Origin of the sequence: Arthrobacter sp. G.S.26 (assembly GCF_050847375.1) — a bacterium.
Taxonomy (GTDB): domain Bacteria; phylum Actinomycetota; class Actinomycetes; order Actinomycetales; family Micrococcaceae; genus Arthrobacter.
On the sequence record NZ_CP193752.1, the window covers coordinates 507,807 to 523,468 of the forward strand.

General features: G+C 66.7%; 16 protein-coding genes. 9 read left to right on the plus strand and 7 right to left on the minus strand.

From position 1 onward, the window contains the following. Nucleotides 1–70: 70 nt before the first annotated feature. Both ACRB8A_RS02435 and ACRB8A_RS02440 read left to right on the plus strand, forming a co-directional pair. Entirely contained in the window at nt 71–1,453 is a 1,383-nt protein-coding gene (locus ACRB8A_RS02435) for an MFS transporter (protein ID WP_432245506.1), read from the plus strand. Between the two features lie 58 nt (nt 1,454–1,511). Further along, nucleotides 1,512–2,261 carry a 3-hydroxybutyrate dehydrogenase gene (locus ACRB8A_RS02440; RefSeq protein WP_050684997.1) on the plus strand — a complete coding sequence of 250 codons (750 nt, stop codon included), beginning with the start codon at nt 1,512–1,514 and terminating at the stop codon, nt 2,259–2,261. Between the two features lie 25 nt (nt 2,262–2,286). On the opposite strand, the gene ACRB8A_RS02445 is transcribed toward ACRB8A_RS02440, so the two are convergent. Further along, nucleotides 2,287–2,709, minus strand: a complete 423-nt coding sequence (locus tag ACRB8A_RS02445) for a winged helix-turn-helix transcriptional regulator (protein ID WP_050684976.1) — start codon at nt 2,707–2,709, stop codon at nt 2,287–2,289. A gap of 121 nt (nt 2,710–2,830) precedes the next feature. Between ACRB8A_RS02445 and ACRB8A_RS02450 the strand changes: the two genes are divergently transcribed. The 6 genes from ACRB8A_RS02450 to ACRB8A_RS02475 all read left to right on the plus strand — a co-directional run bounded on the left by ACRB8A_RS02450 (nt 2,831) and on the right by ACRB8A_RS02475 (nt 9,915). Continuing rightward, nucleotides 2,831–3,694, plus strand: a complete 864-nt coding sequence (locus ACRB8A_RS02450; protein ID WP_432245507.1) for an SDR family oxidoreductase — start codon at nt 2,831–2,833, stop codon at nt 3,692–3,694. A 198-nt stretch (nt 3,695–3,892) separates the two neighbouring features. Next, nucleotides 3,893–4,900: a thioredoxin-disulfide reductase gene (gene trxB, locus ACRB8A_RS02455; protein WP_432245508.1), complete on the plus strand. Its 1,008-nt coding sequence runs from the start codon at nt 3,893–3,895 to the stop codon at nt 4,898–4,900. Between the two features lie 158 nt (nt 4,901–5,058). Continuing rightward, the gene (locus ACRB8A_RS02460) at nt 5,059–5,883 is read left to right on the plus strand and encodes an IclR family transcriptional regulator (protein WP_432245509.1); all 825 of its coding nucleotides are present in this window, start codon (nt 5,059–5,061) and stop codon (nt 5,881–5,883) included. A gap of 229 nt (nt 5,884–6,112) precedes the next feature. Further along, nucleotides 6,113–7,810 (plus strand): urocanate hydratase, encoded by a 1,698-nt coding sequence (gene hutU / locus ACRB8A_RS02465; protein WP_432245510.1) that lies wholly within the window; start codon nt 6,113–6,115, stop codon nt 7,808–7,810. A gap of 113 nt (nt 7,811–7,923) precedes the next feature. Then, nucleotides 7,924–9,516, plus strand: a complete 1,593-nt coding sequence (hutH, locus tag ACRB8A_RS02470; RefSeq protein ID WP_432245511.1) for a histidine ammonia-lyase — start codon at nt 7,924–7,926, stop codon at nt 9,514–9,516. Between the two features lie 162 nt (nt 9,517–9,678). Further along, nucleotides 9,679–9,915, plus strand: coding sequence for a hypothetical protein (locus tag ACRB8A_RS02475; protein ID WP_056599954.1), 237 nt, complete (start codon nt 9,679–9,681; stop codon nt 9,913–9,915). Nucleotides 9,916–10,025: 110 nt separating this feature from the next. Here the strand turns inward: ACRB8A_RS02475 and ACRB8A_RS02480 are convergent, their stop codons facing one another. Beyond that, on the minus strand, nt 10,026–10,286 hold the full coding sequence (locus tag ACRB8A_RS02480; protein WP_197273542.1) for a hypothetical protein: 261 nt from the start codon (nt 10,284–10,286) through the stop codon (nt 10,026–10,028). Between the two features lie 232 nt (nt 10,287–10,518). Between ACRB8A_RS02480 and ACRB8A_RS02485 the strand changes: the two genes are divergently transcribed. Further along, a complete protein-coding gene (locus ACRB8A_RS02485; RefSeq protein ID WP_432245512.1) occupies nt 10,519–11,388 on the plus strand; it encodes a fumarylacetoacetate hydrolase family protein in 870 nt (289 codons plus the stop codon). 60 nt (nt 11,389–11,448) lie between these two features. On the opposite strand, the gene ACRB8A_RS02490 is transcribed toward ACRB8A_RS02485, so the two are convergent. From ACRB8A_RS02490 to ACRB8A_RS02510, 5 genes are all read right to left on the minus strand, one after another. Continuing rightward, nucleotides 11,449–11,829, minus strand: coding sequence for a hypothetical protein (locus ACRB8A_RS02490; protein ID WP_432245513.1), 381 nt, complete (start codon nt 11,827–11,829; stop codon nt 11,449–11,451). A 186-nt stretch (nt 11,830–12,015) separates the two neighbouring features. Next, the gene (locus tag ACRB8A_RS02495; protein ID WP_050684960.1) at nt 12,016–12,408 is read right to left on the minus strand and encodes a universal stress protein; all 393 of its coding nucleotides are present in this window, start codon (nt 12,406–12,408) and stop codon (nt 12,016–12,018) included. Nucleotides 12,409–12,463: 55 nt separating this feature from the next. Beyond that, nucleotides 12,464–14,002: a tripartite tricarboxylate transporter permease gene (locus ACRB8A_RS02500; protein WP_050684959.1), complete on the minus strand. Its 1,539-nt coding sequence runs from the start codon at nt 14,000–14,002 to the stop codon at nt 12,464–12,466. Then, on the minus strand, nt 14,002–14,505 hold the full coding sequence (locus ACRB8A_RS02505; RefSeq protein WP_432245514.1) for a tripartite tricarboxylate transporter TctB family protein: 504 nt from the start codon (nt 14,503–14,505) through the stop codon (nt 14,002–14,004). Before ACRB8A_RS02505 ends, ACRB8A_RS02500 begins: the two co-directional genes overlap by 1 nt. Next, nucleotides 14,502–15,512: a Bug family tripartite tricarboxylate transporter substrate binding protein gene (locus tag ACRB8A_RS02510; protein ID WP_050684957.1), complete on the minus strand. Its 1,011-nt coding sequence runs from the start codon at nt 15,510–15,512 to the stop codon at nt 14,502–14,504. Before ACRB8A_RS02510 ends, ACRB8A_RS02505 begins: the two co-directional genes overlap by 4 nt. Nucleotides 15,513–15,662: the final 150 nt, after the last annotated feature.

A 15,662-nucleotide genomic window follows, 5' to 3' on the forward strand; every position in this document is an offset into this window, starting at 1 on the left:
GCAATACTCAAGGAAGCCATTTGTGCTGGCCATCACAGCACGTGTCACCGTGGACACCAAGGAGAAACCCATGAGCGTAGGACAACGCCCGGCGGACAACGCCGCAGGACCCGCAGGCAAGGGGTCCGGACTTAAGAAGATCGTCGCCGCCTCGATGGTGGGGACGGTGGTGGAGTGGTACGAGTTTTTCCTCTACGCCACCGCCGCCACCCTGGTGTTCGGGAAGTACTTCTTCCCCGCCACCGGCAACGAGCTGGACGGGATCATCCAGGCGTTCATCACCTATGCGGTGGGCTTCGTTGCCCGGCCCCTGGGCGGCATTGTGTTTGGCCAGATCGGCGACAAGCTGGGCCGCAAACCCACGCTGCAGCTGACCATTGTAATTGTTGGCGTGGCCACGTTCCTGATGGGCTGCCTGCCGGGCTTCGCCGAGATCGGTTACATGGCACCCGCCCTGCTGGTGGCCCTGCGCTTCATCCAGGGCTTCGCGCTCGGCGGCGAATGGGGCGGCGCCGTCCTGCTGGTGGCTGAACACAGCCCCAACAAGTCGCGCGGTTTCTGGTCCAGCTGGCCGCAGGCGGCCGTCCCCGTGGGCAACCTGCTGGCCACCCTGGTGCTGTTTGTGATGTCCTCCACCCTCAGTCCGGAGGCCTTCCTCGGCTGGGGCTGGCGGGTGGCGTTCTGGCTCTCCGCCGTGATCGTGTTTGTGGGCTATTACATCCGCACCCACGTGACCGAGGCACCGATCTTCCTCGAAGCCAAGGCGCTTGTGGAGAAGGAGCAGGCCGTCAGCTACGGCGTCTTCGAGGTGGTCCGCAAATACCCGAAGGGCATCCTGCAGGCCATGGGCCTCCGGTTCGCGGAAAACATCATGTACTACCTGGTGGTGAGCTTCGCGATCGTCTACCTCAAGACTGTGCACAAGTACGACACCTCCTCGCTGCTGCTCGCCCTGCTGATCGCCCACGTGATCCACTTCCTGGTGATCCCCCAGGTGGGCCGCCTGGTGGACAATGTAGGCCGCAAGCCCGTTTACCTGTTTGGTGCCATCGCCGGCGCCACCTGGCCGTTCTTCGCCTTCCCCATGTTCGACACCCGCAACGCCGTGGTGATTGTGGCCGCGGTAACCATCGGCCTGGTCCTGCACGCGTTTATGTACGCCGGACAGCCCGCCATCATGGCTGAGCTGTTCCCCACCCGGATGCGGTACTCCGGCGTCTCGCTGGGCTCCCAGGTCACGTCCATCTTCGCCGGTTCGCTGGCCCCGCTGCTGGCAACCCAGTGGCTCAAGGACACCGGTTCCTGGCTTCCCACCGCCCTGTACCTGGTGGTGGCCTGCGCCATTACCGCCGTGGCAGTGCTCAGCCTGAAGGAAACCAAGGGCATCGCCCTGGAGGACGTGGACAAGGCCGACGCCGCCCGCGAAGGACTCATTCCGGCCCGGACCCGCTGAGGTGCAGGAGCCGGTGGTACAGCCGAAGGACAAGGCCAGGTTGGGAGCAGGGATGGGTATGGAAAGCACTTTGAACGGACGCAAGGCGCTGGTCACCGGCGGTGCCAGCGGCATCGGCGCCGCCTGCGTGCGGGAACTCGCCGCCCGGGGCGCCAAGGTGGTGGTGGCCGACGTCGACGCCGCCGGGGCTGCCGCGCTCGCCGATGAGGTGGGCGGCACCTCCTGGGCCGTGGACCTGCTCGACGTCGACGCCCTCGCCACCCTCAGCCTGGACTGCGACATCCTGGTCAACAATGCAGGAATCCAGCGGGTCAGCCCCATCGAGGAGTTTGACCCGCTGGAGTTCCGGCGGATCCTCGCGCTGATGCTGGAGGCGCCGTTCCTGCTGATCCGGGCCGCGCTCCCGCACATGTACGCCAACGGTTTCGGCCGCATCATCAACCTGTCCTCGGTGCACGGACTGCGGGCCTCGCCGTTCAAGAGCGCCTATGTCTCCGCGAAGCACGGGCTGGAAGGCCTGAGCAAGGTGACGGCACTGGAGGGCGGCGAACGGGGCGTCACGTCCAACTGCATCAACCCCGGTTACGTGCGTACGCCCCTGGTGGAGAAACAACTGGCGGACCAGGCCCACCTGCACGGCATCCCCGAATCCGAGGTGCTGGCCAAGGTGATGCTCACCGAGTCCGCCGTGAAGCGGCTGGTGGAGCCTGCTGAAGTGGCGTCCCTGGCGGCCTGGCTGGCCTCCGACCACGCTGGCATGGTCACCGGGGCCAGCTACACCATGGACGGCGGCTGGTCCGCCCGCTGAGGACCGGACCGGGCTGGGGGCGGCACTACTTGGACTGCGCCCCGGCGCTGGCAACGGCATCCGCCCCCGCCGGTGCGCCGCCGTTGATGATTTCCTCGGCGTTGGTGAACGCCCAGCCAACCAGCGGGATCAGGTGCCCGCTCAGTTCATAGCCGCGGTCCGTGAGGCTGTAGTCCACGCGCGGGGGAATGATGGGCTGGGCGGTGCGCCGCACCAGTCCGTCGCGTTCCAGGGTTTTGAGCGTCTGGGCCAGCATTTTTTCGCTGATCCCCTCCGCCCGCCGGCGCAGTTCACTCCACCGCTGTTCTCCCTCGGACAGCGACACCAGGATCAGGACACCCCATTTGCTGGTCACGTGGTCCAGCAGGGTGCGGCTGGGACAAGCGGCCGGGAACACGCCATAGGTGAAGCTGGCGGGCAGCGGAGCCGGCAATGTTGATGCTTCCATGACCCCAGCTTACTTTGAGGTCAGTACCTTACCTCAAAGTGCGTACTCTCTTTCCGGAAGTAATCCGGTCCGCTGCAGGTTATGCCCTGCGACACCGTAATAATTCCCGAAAGGATTCATCATGAGCATTGTTGTTACCGGAGCCACCGGACAGCTGGGCCGCAACGTCATCGCAGCATTGCTGGAGCGCGGGGTCCCCGCTGCAGGGATCGTAGCCACCGGACGGGACACCGGCAAGCTGGCCGATTTCGCCGCCCGGGGCGTCCGGGTCCGGGCCATGGATTACGCGGACGCGGCCTCGGTGGCTGCTGCCCTCGAAGGAGCCAGCCGTGTCCTGCTCATCTCCGGCAGCGAAGTGGGCCAGCGTGTGGAACAGCACCGAACCGTCATTGAGGCCGCCAAGGCAGCGGGCGTGGAACTGCTGGCCTACACCAGCATTGCCAACGCGGACACCACCGGCATGAAACTGGCCGGCGAGCACCAGGCCACCGAAACCCTGCTCCGCGAATCCGGCGTCCCGTTTGTCCTGCTGCGCAACGGCTGGTACCTGGAAAACTACACCGAACAGCTTCCCGGCACCCTGGCCCAGGGCGCCCTGGCCGGCAGTGCGGGTGACGGCAAGGTCAGCGGAGCCGCGCGGGCGGATTACGCCCACGCCGCGGCGGCCGTCCTGGTGGCCGGCGACCAGGCAGGCAAGGTCTACGAACTGGGCGGCGACCACGCCTTCTCCATGGCTGACCTGGCCGCGGAAATCACCGCAGCCACCGGCCAGGAGATCACCTACACCGATCTTCCCGCCGAGGACTACGCAGGAATCCTGGTGGGCGTCGGCGTCCCCGCCCCCTTCGCCGACATCCTGGCGGACTCGGACCTGGGCATCGCCAGGGGAGACCTCCTGGTCAGCTCCGGCGATCTTGCCCGCCTCATCGGCCGCCCCACCACCTCCCTTTCGGAGGCACTCCGGACGGCCGCTGCCAGCAACTGACCGCTTCTGCCGCAGCGCGGAGGATGCCCGGTTCCCCTTGGGGCGCCGGGCATTTTCCGTTGCCGGGCGTCCGGGACTTGATCCCTGGGGCCGGTCTTGGTGCACTGGTAGGCATCAAGCGGTGCAGCCTGCCCCGCGCGCAGCCCGCCTACGGCATCCTGCGCTCCGCCGCCCACCGTCAATCCGAAGGAACCGAACATGAGCGTGGATACCCCCAGCAGCCAGGACCGCCAGCCCCGGCAGCTCATCATCATCGGCTCCGGCCCGGCCGGCTACACGGCGGCGATTTACGCGGCCCGCGCCGGCCTCGCGCCGCTGGTGCTGGCCGGTTCCGTCACCGCGGGCGGCGCCCTCATGAACACCACTGAGGTGGAAAACTTCCCTGGCTTCCCGGGTGGCATCCAGGGCCCGGAACTGATGGATGGACTGCAGGAACAGGCGGAGAAGTTCGGCGCCACGGTAGTGTTCGACGACGTCACGGAAGTCAGCCTGGCCGGCCGGCTGAAGACAGTGGTCACCGGCGCCGGGGAAACCCACCAGGCGACCGCCGTTATCCTGGCCACCGGCTCCGCATACAAGGAGCTGGGCCTGCCCGAGGAGAAGAAGCTCAGCGGACACGGCGTCTCCTGGTGTGCCACCTGCGACGGGTTCTTCTTCCGGGAACAGGACATCGTGGTGGTGGGTGGCGGCGACTCGGCCATGGAAGAAGCCACGTTCCTGACCCGCTTCGCCAGGACCGTGACGGTGGTGGTCCGCAAGGGTGAGCTGCGGGCCTCCCGCATCATGGCGCAGCGGGCCAAGGACAACCCCAAGATCAGCTTCGCCTGGCACTCGGCCATCACCGCCATCCACGGCGACGGTAAGGTCACCGGCGTGACGCTGCAGGACACCCGGACCGCCGAAACCAGGGAACAGTCCGCCACCGGCATTTTTGTGGCCATCGGTCACCTGCCGCGCACCGAGCTTGTGGCCGGCCAGGTGGACCTCGATGAAGACGGCTACATCCGGGTGGACGCCCCTACCACCGTCACCAACCTTTCCGGCGTGTTCGCCTGCGGCGACGCCGTGGACCACCGGTACCGGCAGGCGATCACCGCCGCCGGCACCGGCTGCGCCGCCGCGCTCGATGCCGAGCGGTTCCTCGCTGCCCTCGATGACGCCGCCAGCATCGCCACCGCCCTGGTGGAGGAACCGGTCCACGGTTAGGGTGACCCGACGGCGGTACTTCCGTGCCGCCGTCGTACGCCGATTCATCCGGTATTCCAGACACCGGCTTGTCCCGGCGGCCTGCCGCAGCGGCCGGTACGGGGCCATGCTTGGGTACGGGATACCGGACACGCGCAACCAAAGGATCGATTTCGCCCATGACTGCAGCACCCAGCACCAGCCCTGCCCCCGCGGCGGATGGCAGGGTTCCGTCCAAAGTGCCCGCCGCCGAAAATACGTTGCGGATCCTGAAGCTGCTGGCGTCCCGGCGCGGGCCCATGGCGGCATCGCAGATCGCGTCCTCGCTGGGGTTGCCGCGCTCCAGTGTCTACCATCTGCTGGGCGTGATGGAGGCGAACGGCTTTGTGCTCCACCTGCACGAGGAACAGCGGTACGGGCTGGGCATCAGCGCCTTCGAACTGAGCTCCGCGTACTCGCGGCAGGAGCCGTTGTCCCGGCTGGGCAGGCCCCTGCTAGCCGCGCTGGTGGATGTGCTGGGCGAGAGTGCGCACCTGGCCGTGCTGCACGGCCGGGACGTGCTGTATATCGTGGAGGAGCGTGCCAAAAACCGGCCGTCGCTTGTCACCGACGTGGGTGTCAGGCTCCCCAGCCACCTCACCGCCAGCGGCCGGGCCATCCTGGCTGCGCTGCCGAAATCCCAGGTCAGGGCCCTGTACCCGAATGCTGCTGCCTTCTCTGCCCGGCATGAGGTGCCCGGCGCCATCATGAAGTACTCGGCGTTGTCCTCGCACCTGGACCAGGTCAGGCAGCGCGGCTACGCCACCGAACACGGCGAAGTAACGCCTGGGTTCGGGTCCATCGCCGCCGCCGTCACGGACCACCTGGGCTGGCCCACCGCCGCGGTTGCGGTCACTTTCCTCGAGGACAAGCTGCCGTCGGCTGACTGGCCCGTTCTCGCTGCGCGGGTGCAGAAGGCCGCGGACGACCTCTCGGTCCGCATCCACGGCCGGCCGACGGCCTGACCCCGCCCTGCCTGCGGTGGGCGGCCGCCTGCGTGCCCCCCTTCCCAACTGACTCGCAGTTGTTGTCGTTTTGGGGGCTCTAAACGACAACAACTGCTACCTGGTTTGGGGGCGGGGCGGGGTTGTCTGGAATGCCGGACAGGACCCCTGCAAAAGTCCTGTCGCCGGGCCGAGCCAGGGGCTTTAGTGGATACAGGACAATCCGCTATGCAGACAAAAAGGAGCCACCATGGCACCCGCCGATTTCACCACCGGTGCCCGCCCGGTCAAAGCCGCCCGGGGCACCACGCTCACTGCCAAATCCTGGCAGACCGAAGCGCCGCTGCGCATGCTGATGAACAACCTGGACCCCGAGGTTGCCGAGCGCCCCGATGACTTGGTGGTCTACGGCGGGACCGGCCGGGCAGTCCGCTCCTGGGCCGCGTTCGACGCGATCACCCGCACCCTGGAAACCATGGAAGCGGATGAAACCCTCCTGGTCCAGTCCGGCAAGCCCGTAGGTGTCTTCCGCACCAACGAATGGGCACCACGTGTGCTGCTGGCCAACTCCAACCTGGTGGGCGACTGGGCCAACTGGCCCGAGTTCCGCCGGCTCGAGGCCGAGGGCCTGATGATGTACGGCCAGATGACGGCCGGGTCCTGGATCTACATAGGCACCCAGGGCATCCTGCAGGGCACCTTCGAAACCTTCGCGGCGATCGCCCGCAAGCTCACCGGTGACGAGAACGGCACGCTCGCCGGCACCCTGACCCTGACCGGCGGCTGCGGCGGCATGGGCGGCGCCCAGCCGCTCGCCGTCACCCTGAACGACGGCGCCTGCCTGATTGTCGACGTCGACGAATCCCGCCTCCGCCGACGCGCCGGGAAGCGCTACCTGGACGAGGTGGAAACGGATCTCGACGCCGCCATCGCCAAGGTGCAGAAAGCGAAAGCGGAGCGCCGCGGTTGGTCTGTGGGCTACGTGGGCAACGCCGCCGAAGTTTTCCCGGAGATCCTGCGCCGCCACAACGCCGGCGAACTGACAGTGGACATCGTCACCGACCAGACCTCCGCCCATGATCCGCTGAGCTACCTGCCCGAAGGCGTTTCCGTCGAAGAGTGGCACCGCGAAGCCGAGGCGGATCCGGACGGGTTCACCAAGAAGTCCCAGGCGTCCATGGCCCGCCACGTCCAGGCCATGGTGGACTTCCAGGATGCTGGCGCCGAAGTCTTCGACTACGGAAACTCCATCCGCGACGAAGCCCGCAAGGGCGGCTGCGCCCGCGCCTTCGAGTTCCCCGGATTTGTGCCCGCCTACATCCGGCCGCTGTTCTGCGAGGGCCTCGGCCCGTTCCGCTGGGTGGCCCTTTCCGGCGATCCGGAGGATATTGCCGTCACGGACCGGGCCATCAAGGAACTCTTCCCGGACAACAAACATTTGCACCGCTGGCTCGATGCCGCGCAGGAGCGCGTCGAATTCGAAGGCCTGCCCGCCCGTATTTGCTGGCTGGGTTACGGCGACCGCGCCAAGGCCGGGCTGCTGTTCAACCAGTTGGTCAGGGATGGAAAGGTCAAGGCGCCCATCGTGATCGGCCGCGACCACCTGGACTCCGGTTCGGTGGCTTCCCCCTACCGCGAGACCGAAGCCATGGCAGACGGCTCAGACGCGATCGCCGACTGGCCCATGCTCAACGCCCTGCTCAACACCGCCTCCGGCGCCACCTGGGTTTCGCTGCACCACGGCGGGGGAGTGGGCATCGGCAGGTCCATCCATGCCGGCCAGGTGTCCGTCGCGGACGGCACGGATCTTGCTGCGCAGAAACTCGAGCGGCTCCTGACCAACGATCCCGGGATGGGAGTGATCCGCCACGCCGACGCCGGTTACGACCGGGCATTGGAAGTCGCAGGCGAACGCGGCGTCCGCATCCCCATGAACGAAACCCGCTAGCCCACCCTCCCCACGCCCGCCCCACCCCAACTGACTCGCACTTGTTGTCGTTTTGAGCCCCCAAAACGACAACAACTGCGAGTCAGTTGGGAGGAACCACCGAAGTAGGAACCATGACCGTCACCACCCACACACCCCGCACCGTTACCCTCGGCTCCAGCGGCGTCACGCCCGAGGACGTTGTCGCCGTCGCGCGCCACGGCGCCAAAGTGATCATCGCCCAGGACGCCCTGGACGAGGTTGCCCGGGTCCGCGCCCACATCGACAGCCTGGCAGCCAGCGACGTCCCCGCGTACGGCATTTCCACCGGCTTCGGGGCCCTGGCCAACCGGCATATCCCGAACGAACTGCGCACGCAGCTGCAGAAAAGCCTCATCCGCTCGCACGCCGCCGGGATGGGCCCCGCCGTCGAGCGCGAAGTGGTCCGGGGCATCATGTTCCTCCGCGCCAAGACGCTCGCCTCAGGCCGCACCGGCGTCAGGCCCCTGGTGCTGCAGGCAATGGTGGCGGTCCTGAACGCCGGTATCACGCCGGTGGTCCGCGAATTCGGCTCGCTGGGCTGCTCGGGCGACCTCGCCCCGCTGTCGCACTGCGCCCTGGTGCTGATGGGTGAAGGCGAAGCGGAAGGGCCCGACGGCGTCCGTTACGGCGGGCGCGGCGAGGAACCGGTTGCGGCGCTGTTGGCAGCCCACGGCATCGAGCCGGTGGTCCTCGCCGAAAAGGAGGGGCTGGCGCTGGTCAACGGCACCGAGGGAATGCTGGGCATGCTGCTGATGGCCATCGCGGACATCCGGCACCTGCTGACGACGGCGGACATCACCGCCGCGCTCAGCGTCGAGGCGCTGCTGGGAACCGACCAGGTGTTCCGTCCCGAACTGCACGGCGCGTTGCGTCCGCATCCGGGGCAGGCCGACAGTGCGGGAAACATGCTGCGGGTCCTGTCCGGTTCGCCGATCGTCGCCTCCCACCGCGTGGGGGACACCCGGGTCCAGGACGCCTACTCGCTGCGTTGCGCGCCGCAGGTGGCAGGGGCCGTCCGGGACACTGTGACGCACGCCGAACTGGTGGCGTCCCGTGAGCTGGCCGCCGCGATCGACAACCCCGTGGTCCTGCCGGACGGCGAGGTCAGCTCCAACGGAAACTTCCACGGCGCTCCGGTGGCGTACGTCCTGGATTACCTGGCCATCGCCGTCGCGGACCTGGGCTCCATGGCTGAGCGGCGCACGGACAGGATGCTGGATCCGGCCCGGTCCCACGGGCTTCCCGCGTTTCTGGCTGCCGATCCCGGCGTGGACTCCGGCCTGATGATTGCCCAGTACACGCAGGCCGGGCTGGTGTCCGAGAACAAGCGGCTGGCCGTCCCGGCGTCCGTGGATTCCATCCCCAGCTCTGCGATGCAGGAAGACCACGTGTCCATGGGCTGGCACGCGGCCCGCAAGCTCCGCAAAGCGGTGGAGAACCTGCGGCGGGTCCTCGCCATCGAACTGGTGACCTCCGCCCGGGCACTGGACATCCGTACCCAGCTCTCCGGCGGTGTCCTGACCCCGGGGCCCGCCGGGACAGCGGTGCTGGCCGTGCTGCGTGCCGTTGTGGAGGGGCCGGGATCGGACCGTTTCCTCTCGCCGGAACTGGAAGCGGCGGACCGTCTGGTGGCCAGTAGCGAAGTGCTGCGGGCTGCCGAATCCGCCGTCGGCGCGCTGGCGTAGCGCCGAAGAATCTTTCGTGTTCCCGGCCGAAGCGTCCGACAGGCGGAATATCCGCCCGTCGTGGCGCGGTGGCGGCGCTGAGTGTAGTAGAACTGAAGGTGTAGTGAAAGTCACATCAACGAAGCTGTGGCGCAGAACGTATACAAAGGGGTAGAAGTTCACATGAAAGCACGCGGGGCAGTCCTATCAAGGCGCGGCGCCCATTCCGCCGAAATTTCCAACTGGAAGAACCTCCGGGTTGGGGATCACGTAGAAATCATCAAACATGCTCAACTGGTGGCTGCCGGGGAGGTGGAAGAGGTTTCCCAAAGCGGAAACGTCCTCTGGCTCGTCGCGGCGGGCCCGGCTGAGAAGCCACTCTTCCTGAAATCGGACGGTGTCCAGGTCCGGCGGACCTGACAACCATCCCCAGCCTGTTCTTCCGGGAACCGGAAATCCCCGCACTGCATCGGCAGGGCGGGGATTTTTTGTGGCGCGGAAGCGACGGCAGTCAAGCGGCCGCTGGCAGCTTACGCGGCGATGGCCTCGTAGGTTTCGCCGAAGGGCACCGACTCGTCCAGTGCCACGGTGTAGCGGCCCGGGTGCAGGCGGGTCACCAGGATGCCGCAGCCGGCCTCCTGGGCTGGCCCTTCGATCAGCCCGGCGACGGCCTCTTCCAGTCCGGCGTGGACGTCGAGGGCGCGGGAGAATTCCAGGTCGATGGACGTGACCGGCCCCGTTCCGGCGGGGCCGGTGGTGGCGGGAAGTCGTTCGAGGGTGGCTGCAGTCATGAGTGAACTTTCTGTGTTTCGTGCCTCAGGGCAACTCCCATTCTACCGTCCGGACAGCAAATATGTCAGATGACTGCCTACCAGACAGGTGAATTTCCCGCCGGGAAGCCTTGCCGCCGCAGGTCAGCCGGTGATGAGGGGCTGGTCACAATCTGCTTCGTTGGCGGCCGGATGGTGCCATAAGCAACCATGGAAGCATCCCGCTGAGCCACCGGACCGAAGGAGAATCCCGATGAAAATCATGCGCCTGGGCAAGATCGGCAGCGAACAGCCCGCCGTGATGGTGACCGATGGGGACGCCCCGCCACAGTACTTCAGCCTGTTGCCGCTGACTGCAGACGTGGACGGTGCCTTCCTGGCCGGCGGCGGGATGGAGCAGGTCCGGGCAGCCGTGGCGGCCGGCACCCTGCCCGTCCTCGACGGCGCGGAAACGCTGCGCGTCGGCGCCCCCGTGGCCCGGCCCGGATCAGTGGTGGGAATCGGAATGAACTATGCCGCCCATGCCGCAGAGTCCGGGTCCGCTCCACCGGAGATCCCGGTGGTCTTCCTCAAGCCCAGCAACACTGTCGCAGGCCCGTTCGATCCAACGCCAGTCCCGCCCCGCTCCGGAAAATTCGATTGGGAGGTGGAACTGGGCATTGTGATCGGCAGGGAGGCCAGCTACCTGGCCGGCACGGCGGAAGCTGCCGCCTGCATCGCCGGCTACGTCACTGCCAACGACCTGTCGGAGCGTGAGTACCAACTGCCCGGCGAGGCCGGCCAGTGGACCAAGGGCAAGTCGCTTCCCGGCAGCACACCCCTGGGCCCCTGGCTGGTCCCGGCGGCTGATACGGACGGCGGCACCCTGCAGCTGCGCAGCTGGGTGAACGGGGAACCCCGCCAGGACTCGTCAACGGCGGAACTGATCTTTGACGCCGCAACGCTGGTGCACCACTGCAGCCAGTACATGCGGCTGGAACCCGGGGACGTCATCCTCACCGGAACCCCGGAAGGCGTGGCGCTCAGCGGCCGCTTTCCCTACCTCCAGCCGGGCGACGTGGTTGAAGTCGAAGTGGAAGGCCTGGGACGCCAACGCCAGGAACTGTTCCGCGCCGGCATATAACAAAACGCGCCGGGGGCGCAGCGTGCTGGTGCACCCCCGGCGCGGCTCCTGCCACAAATATCAGGCTGCCAGGGCCACCCAGCCGGAGCATCCGTAGATTCCCGTATTTGCGCTGCGGTTGTTGAGGCAGGCACGCAGGTAGACAGTTCCGCCGATGCCGCTGTTCTGGGCAGCAGAGGTGGTTCCGGTTCCATTGCTGTTGGTCAGGGTCGCCGTGTAGGTGCGCCCGTTAAGGGTGTATTGAAGCTGCGCCACGGACGAAATGCCGTCCTTCCGGGTATCGGTGCTTGAGACCGTATTTGTGGCCGAATTCCAGTGGGCTGACGATCCACCCACCGATGCCCCGCCGCTGGCGAAAGCCATCGACGGCGTCGCAAACAACGTTATGCCCACGGCCCCTGCGACGGCGGCAGCGGCGATTCCCAGCTTGGATTTACGCATTCCATAAGTCCTTCCCTTGGCGGATCACTGTGCGAACGGCCTACGGTGTGACAGTTTTGTCAGCCGCTCCCACCCAGGTTAATCAAGGGTCTGGATGAAATCGCGTCAGGCGCTGTCATAACAAAGAGCCCCGACCGCCGGTCCGCGAGGGAGGGCAGGTCGGGGCTCGTTGCGTCCTGGGTTTCTTTAGCCGGCTTTGACGGCCAGCACCGGGCAGTCGGCCTCGAGCAGGATCCGCTGCGAGACGCTGCCCATGATCAGCTTGCCCACCGGGGTGCGGCGGCGCAGGCCGATCACAATCAGCTCCGCGTTGTGCTCCTCGGCGGCGTCCAGGACTTCAGCTGCAGCATCGTGGCCACGGACCGGCTGCTTGATCACGTGTTTGATGCCCTGGGTCGCCAGCCGGTCTTCGATGCTCTGGATTTCGGAATCCTGCGCGTACCGGTTGTCCACCAGCGCGTCACCTTTTGACGAGTTGATGACCAGCAGGGTGGTGTCGGTTTTCCGGGCTTCGGCGATGGCCTGGGTCAGGGCCGCTTCACCTTCCGGGGTGGGGACGTATCCCACAACGATCGTCATGTTTGCTCCTTGGGTCTGCACACGGTTGATGGATGGCTGGGAAGCCTGCGGCTTTTCAGTCGCTGTAGTCGGCTGCTCCGGAATTGGCGGGCAGCAGTGGCTTCTTCCCGGGGCGGTTGCGCTTGATCAGTTTCAGCGCGAACGGCCAGGCCAGGATGATCGCCACAATGATGTACACCACGACGGCGATCGGCTCGCTCCACAGCCCTGCCGGGTCGCCTGCGCTCAGCTGCAGGGTCTTCCGCAGCTGGCCTTCGATGCGCGGGCCCAGGATGACGCCAAGGATCAGGGGCAGGACCGGAAGCCCGAAGCGCCGCATCATAAAGCCCAGGGCGCCCAGGACCAGCAGGATCATCAGGTCGAAGGCCTGCAGGTTCACCGAATAGGCGCCCAGTGTGGCGAAGAAGAGGATGCCGGCGTACAGGTAGGGGCGGGGGAGCTGCAGCAGCTTGGCCCACAGGGGTGCCAGCGGCAGGTTGATGATCAGGAGCAGGAAGTTGCCAATGAACAGGCTGGCGATCAGTGCCCACACCAGGGGCCCCTGGCTGGAGAACAGCTGGGGTCCGGGCTGGATGCCGTAGCTGGTGAACGCCGCGAGCATCACCGCTGCCGTGGCGTTGGTGGGCAGGCCAAGGGCCAGCATGGGGGTCAGGGTTCCGGCGGCGGCCGCGTTGTTTGCGGCCTCCGGGCCTGCCACGCCCTCGATGGCGCCCTTCCCGAACTCCTCCGGGTGCTTCGAGAGGCGCTTCTCAGTCACGTAGGACAGGAAGGTGGGAATTTCGGCGCCGCCGGCCGGCAGTGCACCGAACGGGAACCCGAACGCCGTGCCCCGCAGCCACGGTTTCCAGGACCGCTTCCAGTCCGATTTGCCCATCCAGGGCTGTCCCACGGGAATGGCGTGCAGGGGAGTGCGGCGCAGGTGCGCAGCGACCCAGAGCGCCTCGCCCACCGCGAAGATGGCCACGGCCACCACCACGATGTCCAGTCCGTCGGCCAGCAGGGGCTGGCCGAAGGTCAGGCGGCGCTGGCCGGTGACGGAGTCGATGCCCACCAGGCCGATGGCCAGGCCCAGGCCCAGCGAGGCGAAGCCGCGGAGCCGGGACGAACCCAGGACGGCGGTGACGGCAAGCAGGGCGAGGATCATGATCGCGAAGTAGCTGGGCGCGCCCAGGCTGACGGCGAACTTGACCACAATCGGTGCGCAGACGGCCAGGAGGGCGGTGCCGATGGTGCCGGCGACGAACGAGCCGATGGCCGCCGTCGCCAGCGCCTGCGCCGCCCGTCCGGCCTTGGCCATCTTGTTGCCTTCGATGGCTGTCACCACCGACGACGATTCGCCGGGTGTGTTCAGCAGGATGGAGGTGGTGGACCCGCCGTACATGCCGCCGTAGTAGATGCCGGCGAACATGATGAAGGCGCTGGTGGGTTCCAGGGCGTACGTGACGGGAAGCAGCAGTGCCACCGTCATGGCCGGGCCCAGGCCCGGGAGGACGCCGACGGCGGTACCCAGGATGACGCCGATCACGGCGTACATGAAGTTCAGCGGGGTGAGGGCGGTGGCAAAACCGTCCATCAATGAGGACCAGACGTCCATTAGAGGATTCCTTCCAGGAGTCCGGCGGGCAGGGCGATGCCGAGGCCGAGGTAGAAGCCGTAGAAGGTCAGCAGCGACAGTGCCACCGAGATGATCCCGTCACGGATGTAGTGGCGGCTGCCCAGGGCCAGCACGCTGCCCCAGAACAGGACAGTTCCGGAGATGACCCAGCCGGCCCAGTCGATGAGCAGGATGTTCAGGACAAATGCCCCTGCCAGCGGCAGGACGGTCTTCCAGTCGGCGGGGTGGCTGAGGTCAACGTCCTCGCCGCCTTCGGACTCGCCCTTGCCGCCACGGAGGACGTTGATGGCCAGCATCACGGCGCAGACGATCAGCAGGGCCGCCACGATGAACGGGACGGTCTTGGGACCCACCGGATCCGACTTCGAATACGGGGTGACCAATCCGTTGGCGTCGAGGAAAACCACAACGCCGGCCGCCCCGAGCAGGAGGGCTACCCCCAGCTCGGAGCGGCCTTTGAGGCTGGTAGCCAAGGAACTCACGCCAACCCGAGCTTCGTCAGGACGTCAGCCACCCGCTTGTCCTGTTCGGTGAGGAAGGACGCAAACTCGTCGCCCGTGATGAACGCGTCGGTCCAGCTGTGGGTCTTGAGGGCTTCCTTCCAGCTGGCACTCGCGTGCATCTTTTCGAGTGCGGCGATCAGTGCGGCCTTGTCGGCGTCGTTGATGCCCGGAGGGGCCACGATGCCGCGCCAGTTGGTGAAGACCAGGTCGATCTTGGATTCCTTCAGCGTGGGTGCATCCACGCCTTCGAGCCGCTCGGCACCGCTGGTGGCGAGAACCCGGATTTCACCGGACTGGATCTGCTGCAGGTATTCGCCGGCACCCGAAGCGGCGAAGCCGAGCTTGTTGCCCAGGATCGCGGGGAGCAGGTCGCCGCCGCCGTCGTAGGAGACGAAGTTGACCTTGGTGGCGTCGATGCCCACCGCGCCGGCCAGCTGCATGGGCAGCAGGTGGTCCGGTCCGCCCGGTGAGGAGCCGCCGCCCACGGCGATGGAGCCCGGATCGGCCTTCCATGCCGTCACCAGGTCATCGATGGTTTTGTACGGCGAATCCTTGCTCACCATGATGGCGCCAGGCTCTTCGATCAGGCGGGCCAGCGGGGTGGTGCCCGTCAGCTTCGATTCGGACTTGTTGGTGTAGCTGGCGCCCACCACGCCAAGGCCCATGAGCATGGTGAGGTCGCCGTTGCCCTTTTCGTTGACCACGCGGGCCAGGCCCACGGTGCCGCCGGCGCCGGCGAGGTTGAAGACCTCGGTGTTGGTGGAGATCTTCTCGTCATCGAGAACCTTCGCGGCGGCACGGGCGGTGGTGTCATAGCCGCCACCGGGGGTGTTGGGGACCATGATCTGCAGTCCGGTGATGGGGCCGGCAGCGGCGCCGGAGCTTTCCGAACCGGTGGAGCTCTTACCTGTGGCACCGCAGCCGGTAGCCATCAGGGCGATGCCGGCGGCGACGGCGGCAATACGCAATGCGCGGATTTGGCGCATGGTGTTCCTCTTCTCAAGAAATATGTTCAGCAGGACTGACTGGTGTTTCGATGCTAGGGGCGTCCGTGACCGGGGTCACTCTTATGTACGCAGAGAAAGTTAAGTTCATTGCGTTCACGTTTCCGGCCCCTCATCACCACCTGTTGGCGG

Excerpts from the sequence above, each read along its gene's own strand:
- ACRB8A_RS02435 (WP_432245506.1), top strand. The coding sequence starts at position 71 with ATGAGCGTAGGACAACGCCCGGCGGACAACGCCGCAGGACCCGCAGGC.
- ACRB8A_RS02440 (WP_050684997.1), top strand. The coding sequence starts at position 1,512 with ATGGAAAGCACTTTGAACGGACGCAAGGCGCTGGTCACCGGCGGTGCC.
- ACRB8A_RS02445 (WP_050684976.1), bottom strand. The coding sequence starts at position 2,709 with ATGGAAGCATCAACATTGCCGGCTCCGCTGCCCGCCAGCTTCACCTAT.
- ACRB8A_RS02450 (WP_432245507.1), top strand. The coding sequence starts at position 2,831 with ATGAGCATTGTTGTTACCGGAGCCACCGGACAGCTGGGCCGCAACGTC.
- trxB (WP_432245508.1), top strand. The coding sequence starts at position 3,893 with ATGAGCGTGGATACCCCCAGCAGCCAGGACCGCCAGCCCCGGCAGCTC.
- ACRB8A_RS02460 (WP_432245509.1), top strand. The coding sequence starts at position 5,059 with ATGACTGCAGCACCCAGCACCAGCCCTGCCCCCGCGGCGGATGGCAGG.
- hutU (WP_432245510.1), top strand. The coding sequence starts at position 6,113 with ATGGCACCCGCCGATTTCACCACCGGTGCCCGCCCGGTCAAAGCCGCC.
- hutH (WP_432245511.1), top strand. The coding sequence starts at position 7,924 with ATGACCGTCACCACCCACACACCCCGCACCGTTACCCTCGGCTCCAGC.
- ACRB8A_RS02475 (WP_056599954.1), top strand. The coding sequence starts at position 9,679 with ATGAAAGCACGCGGGGCAGTCCTATCAAGGCGCGGCGCCCATTCCGCC.
- ACRB8A_RS02480 (WP_197273542.1), bottom strand. The coding sequence starts at position 10,286 with ATGACTGCAGCCACCCTCGAACGACTTCCCGCCACCACCGGCCCCGCC.
- ACRB8A_RS02485 (WP_432245512.1), top strand. The coding sequence starts at position 10,519 with ATGAAAATCATGCGCCTGGGCAAGATCGGCAGCGAACAGCCCGCCGTG.
- ACRB8A_RS02490 (WP_432245513.1), bottom strand. The coding sequence starts at position 11,829 with ATGCGTAAATCCAAGCTGGGAATCGCCGCTGCCGCCGTCGCAGGGGCC.
- ACRB8A_RS02495 (WP_050684960.1), bottom strand. The coding sequence starts at position 12,408 with ATGACGATCGTTGTGGGATACGTCCCCACCCCGGAAGGTGAAGCGGCC.
- ACRB8A_RS02500 (WP_050684959.1), bottom strand. The coding sequence starts at position 14,002 with ATGGACGTCTGGTCCTCATTGATGGACGGTTTTGCCACCGCCCTCACC.
- ACRB8A_RS02510 (WP_050684957.1), bottom strand. The coding sequence starts at position 15,512 with ATGCGCCAAATCCGCGCATTGCGTATTGCCGCCGTCGCCGCCGGCATC.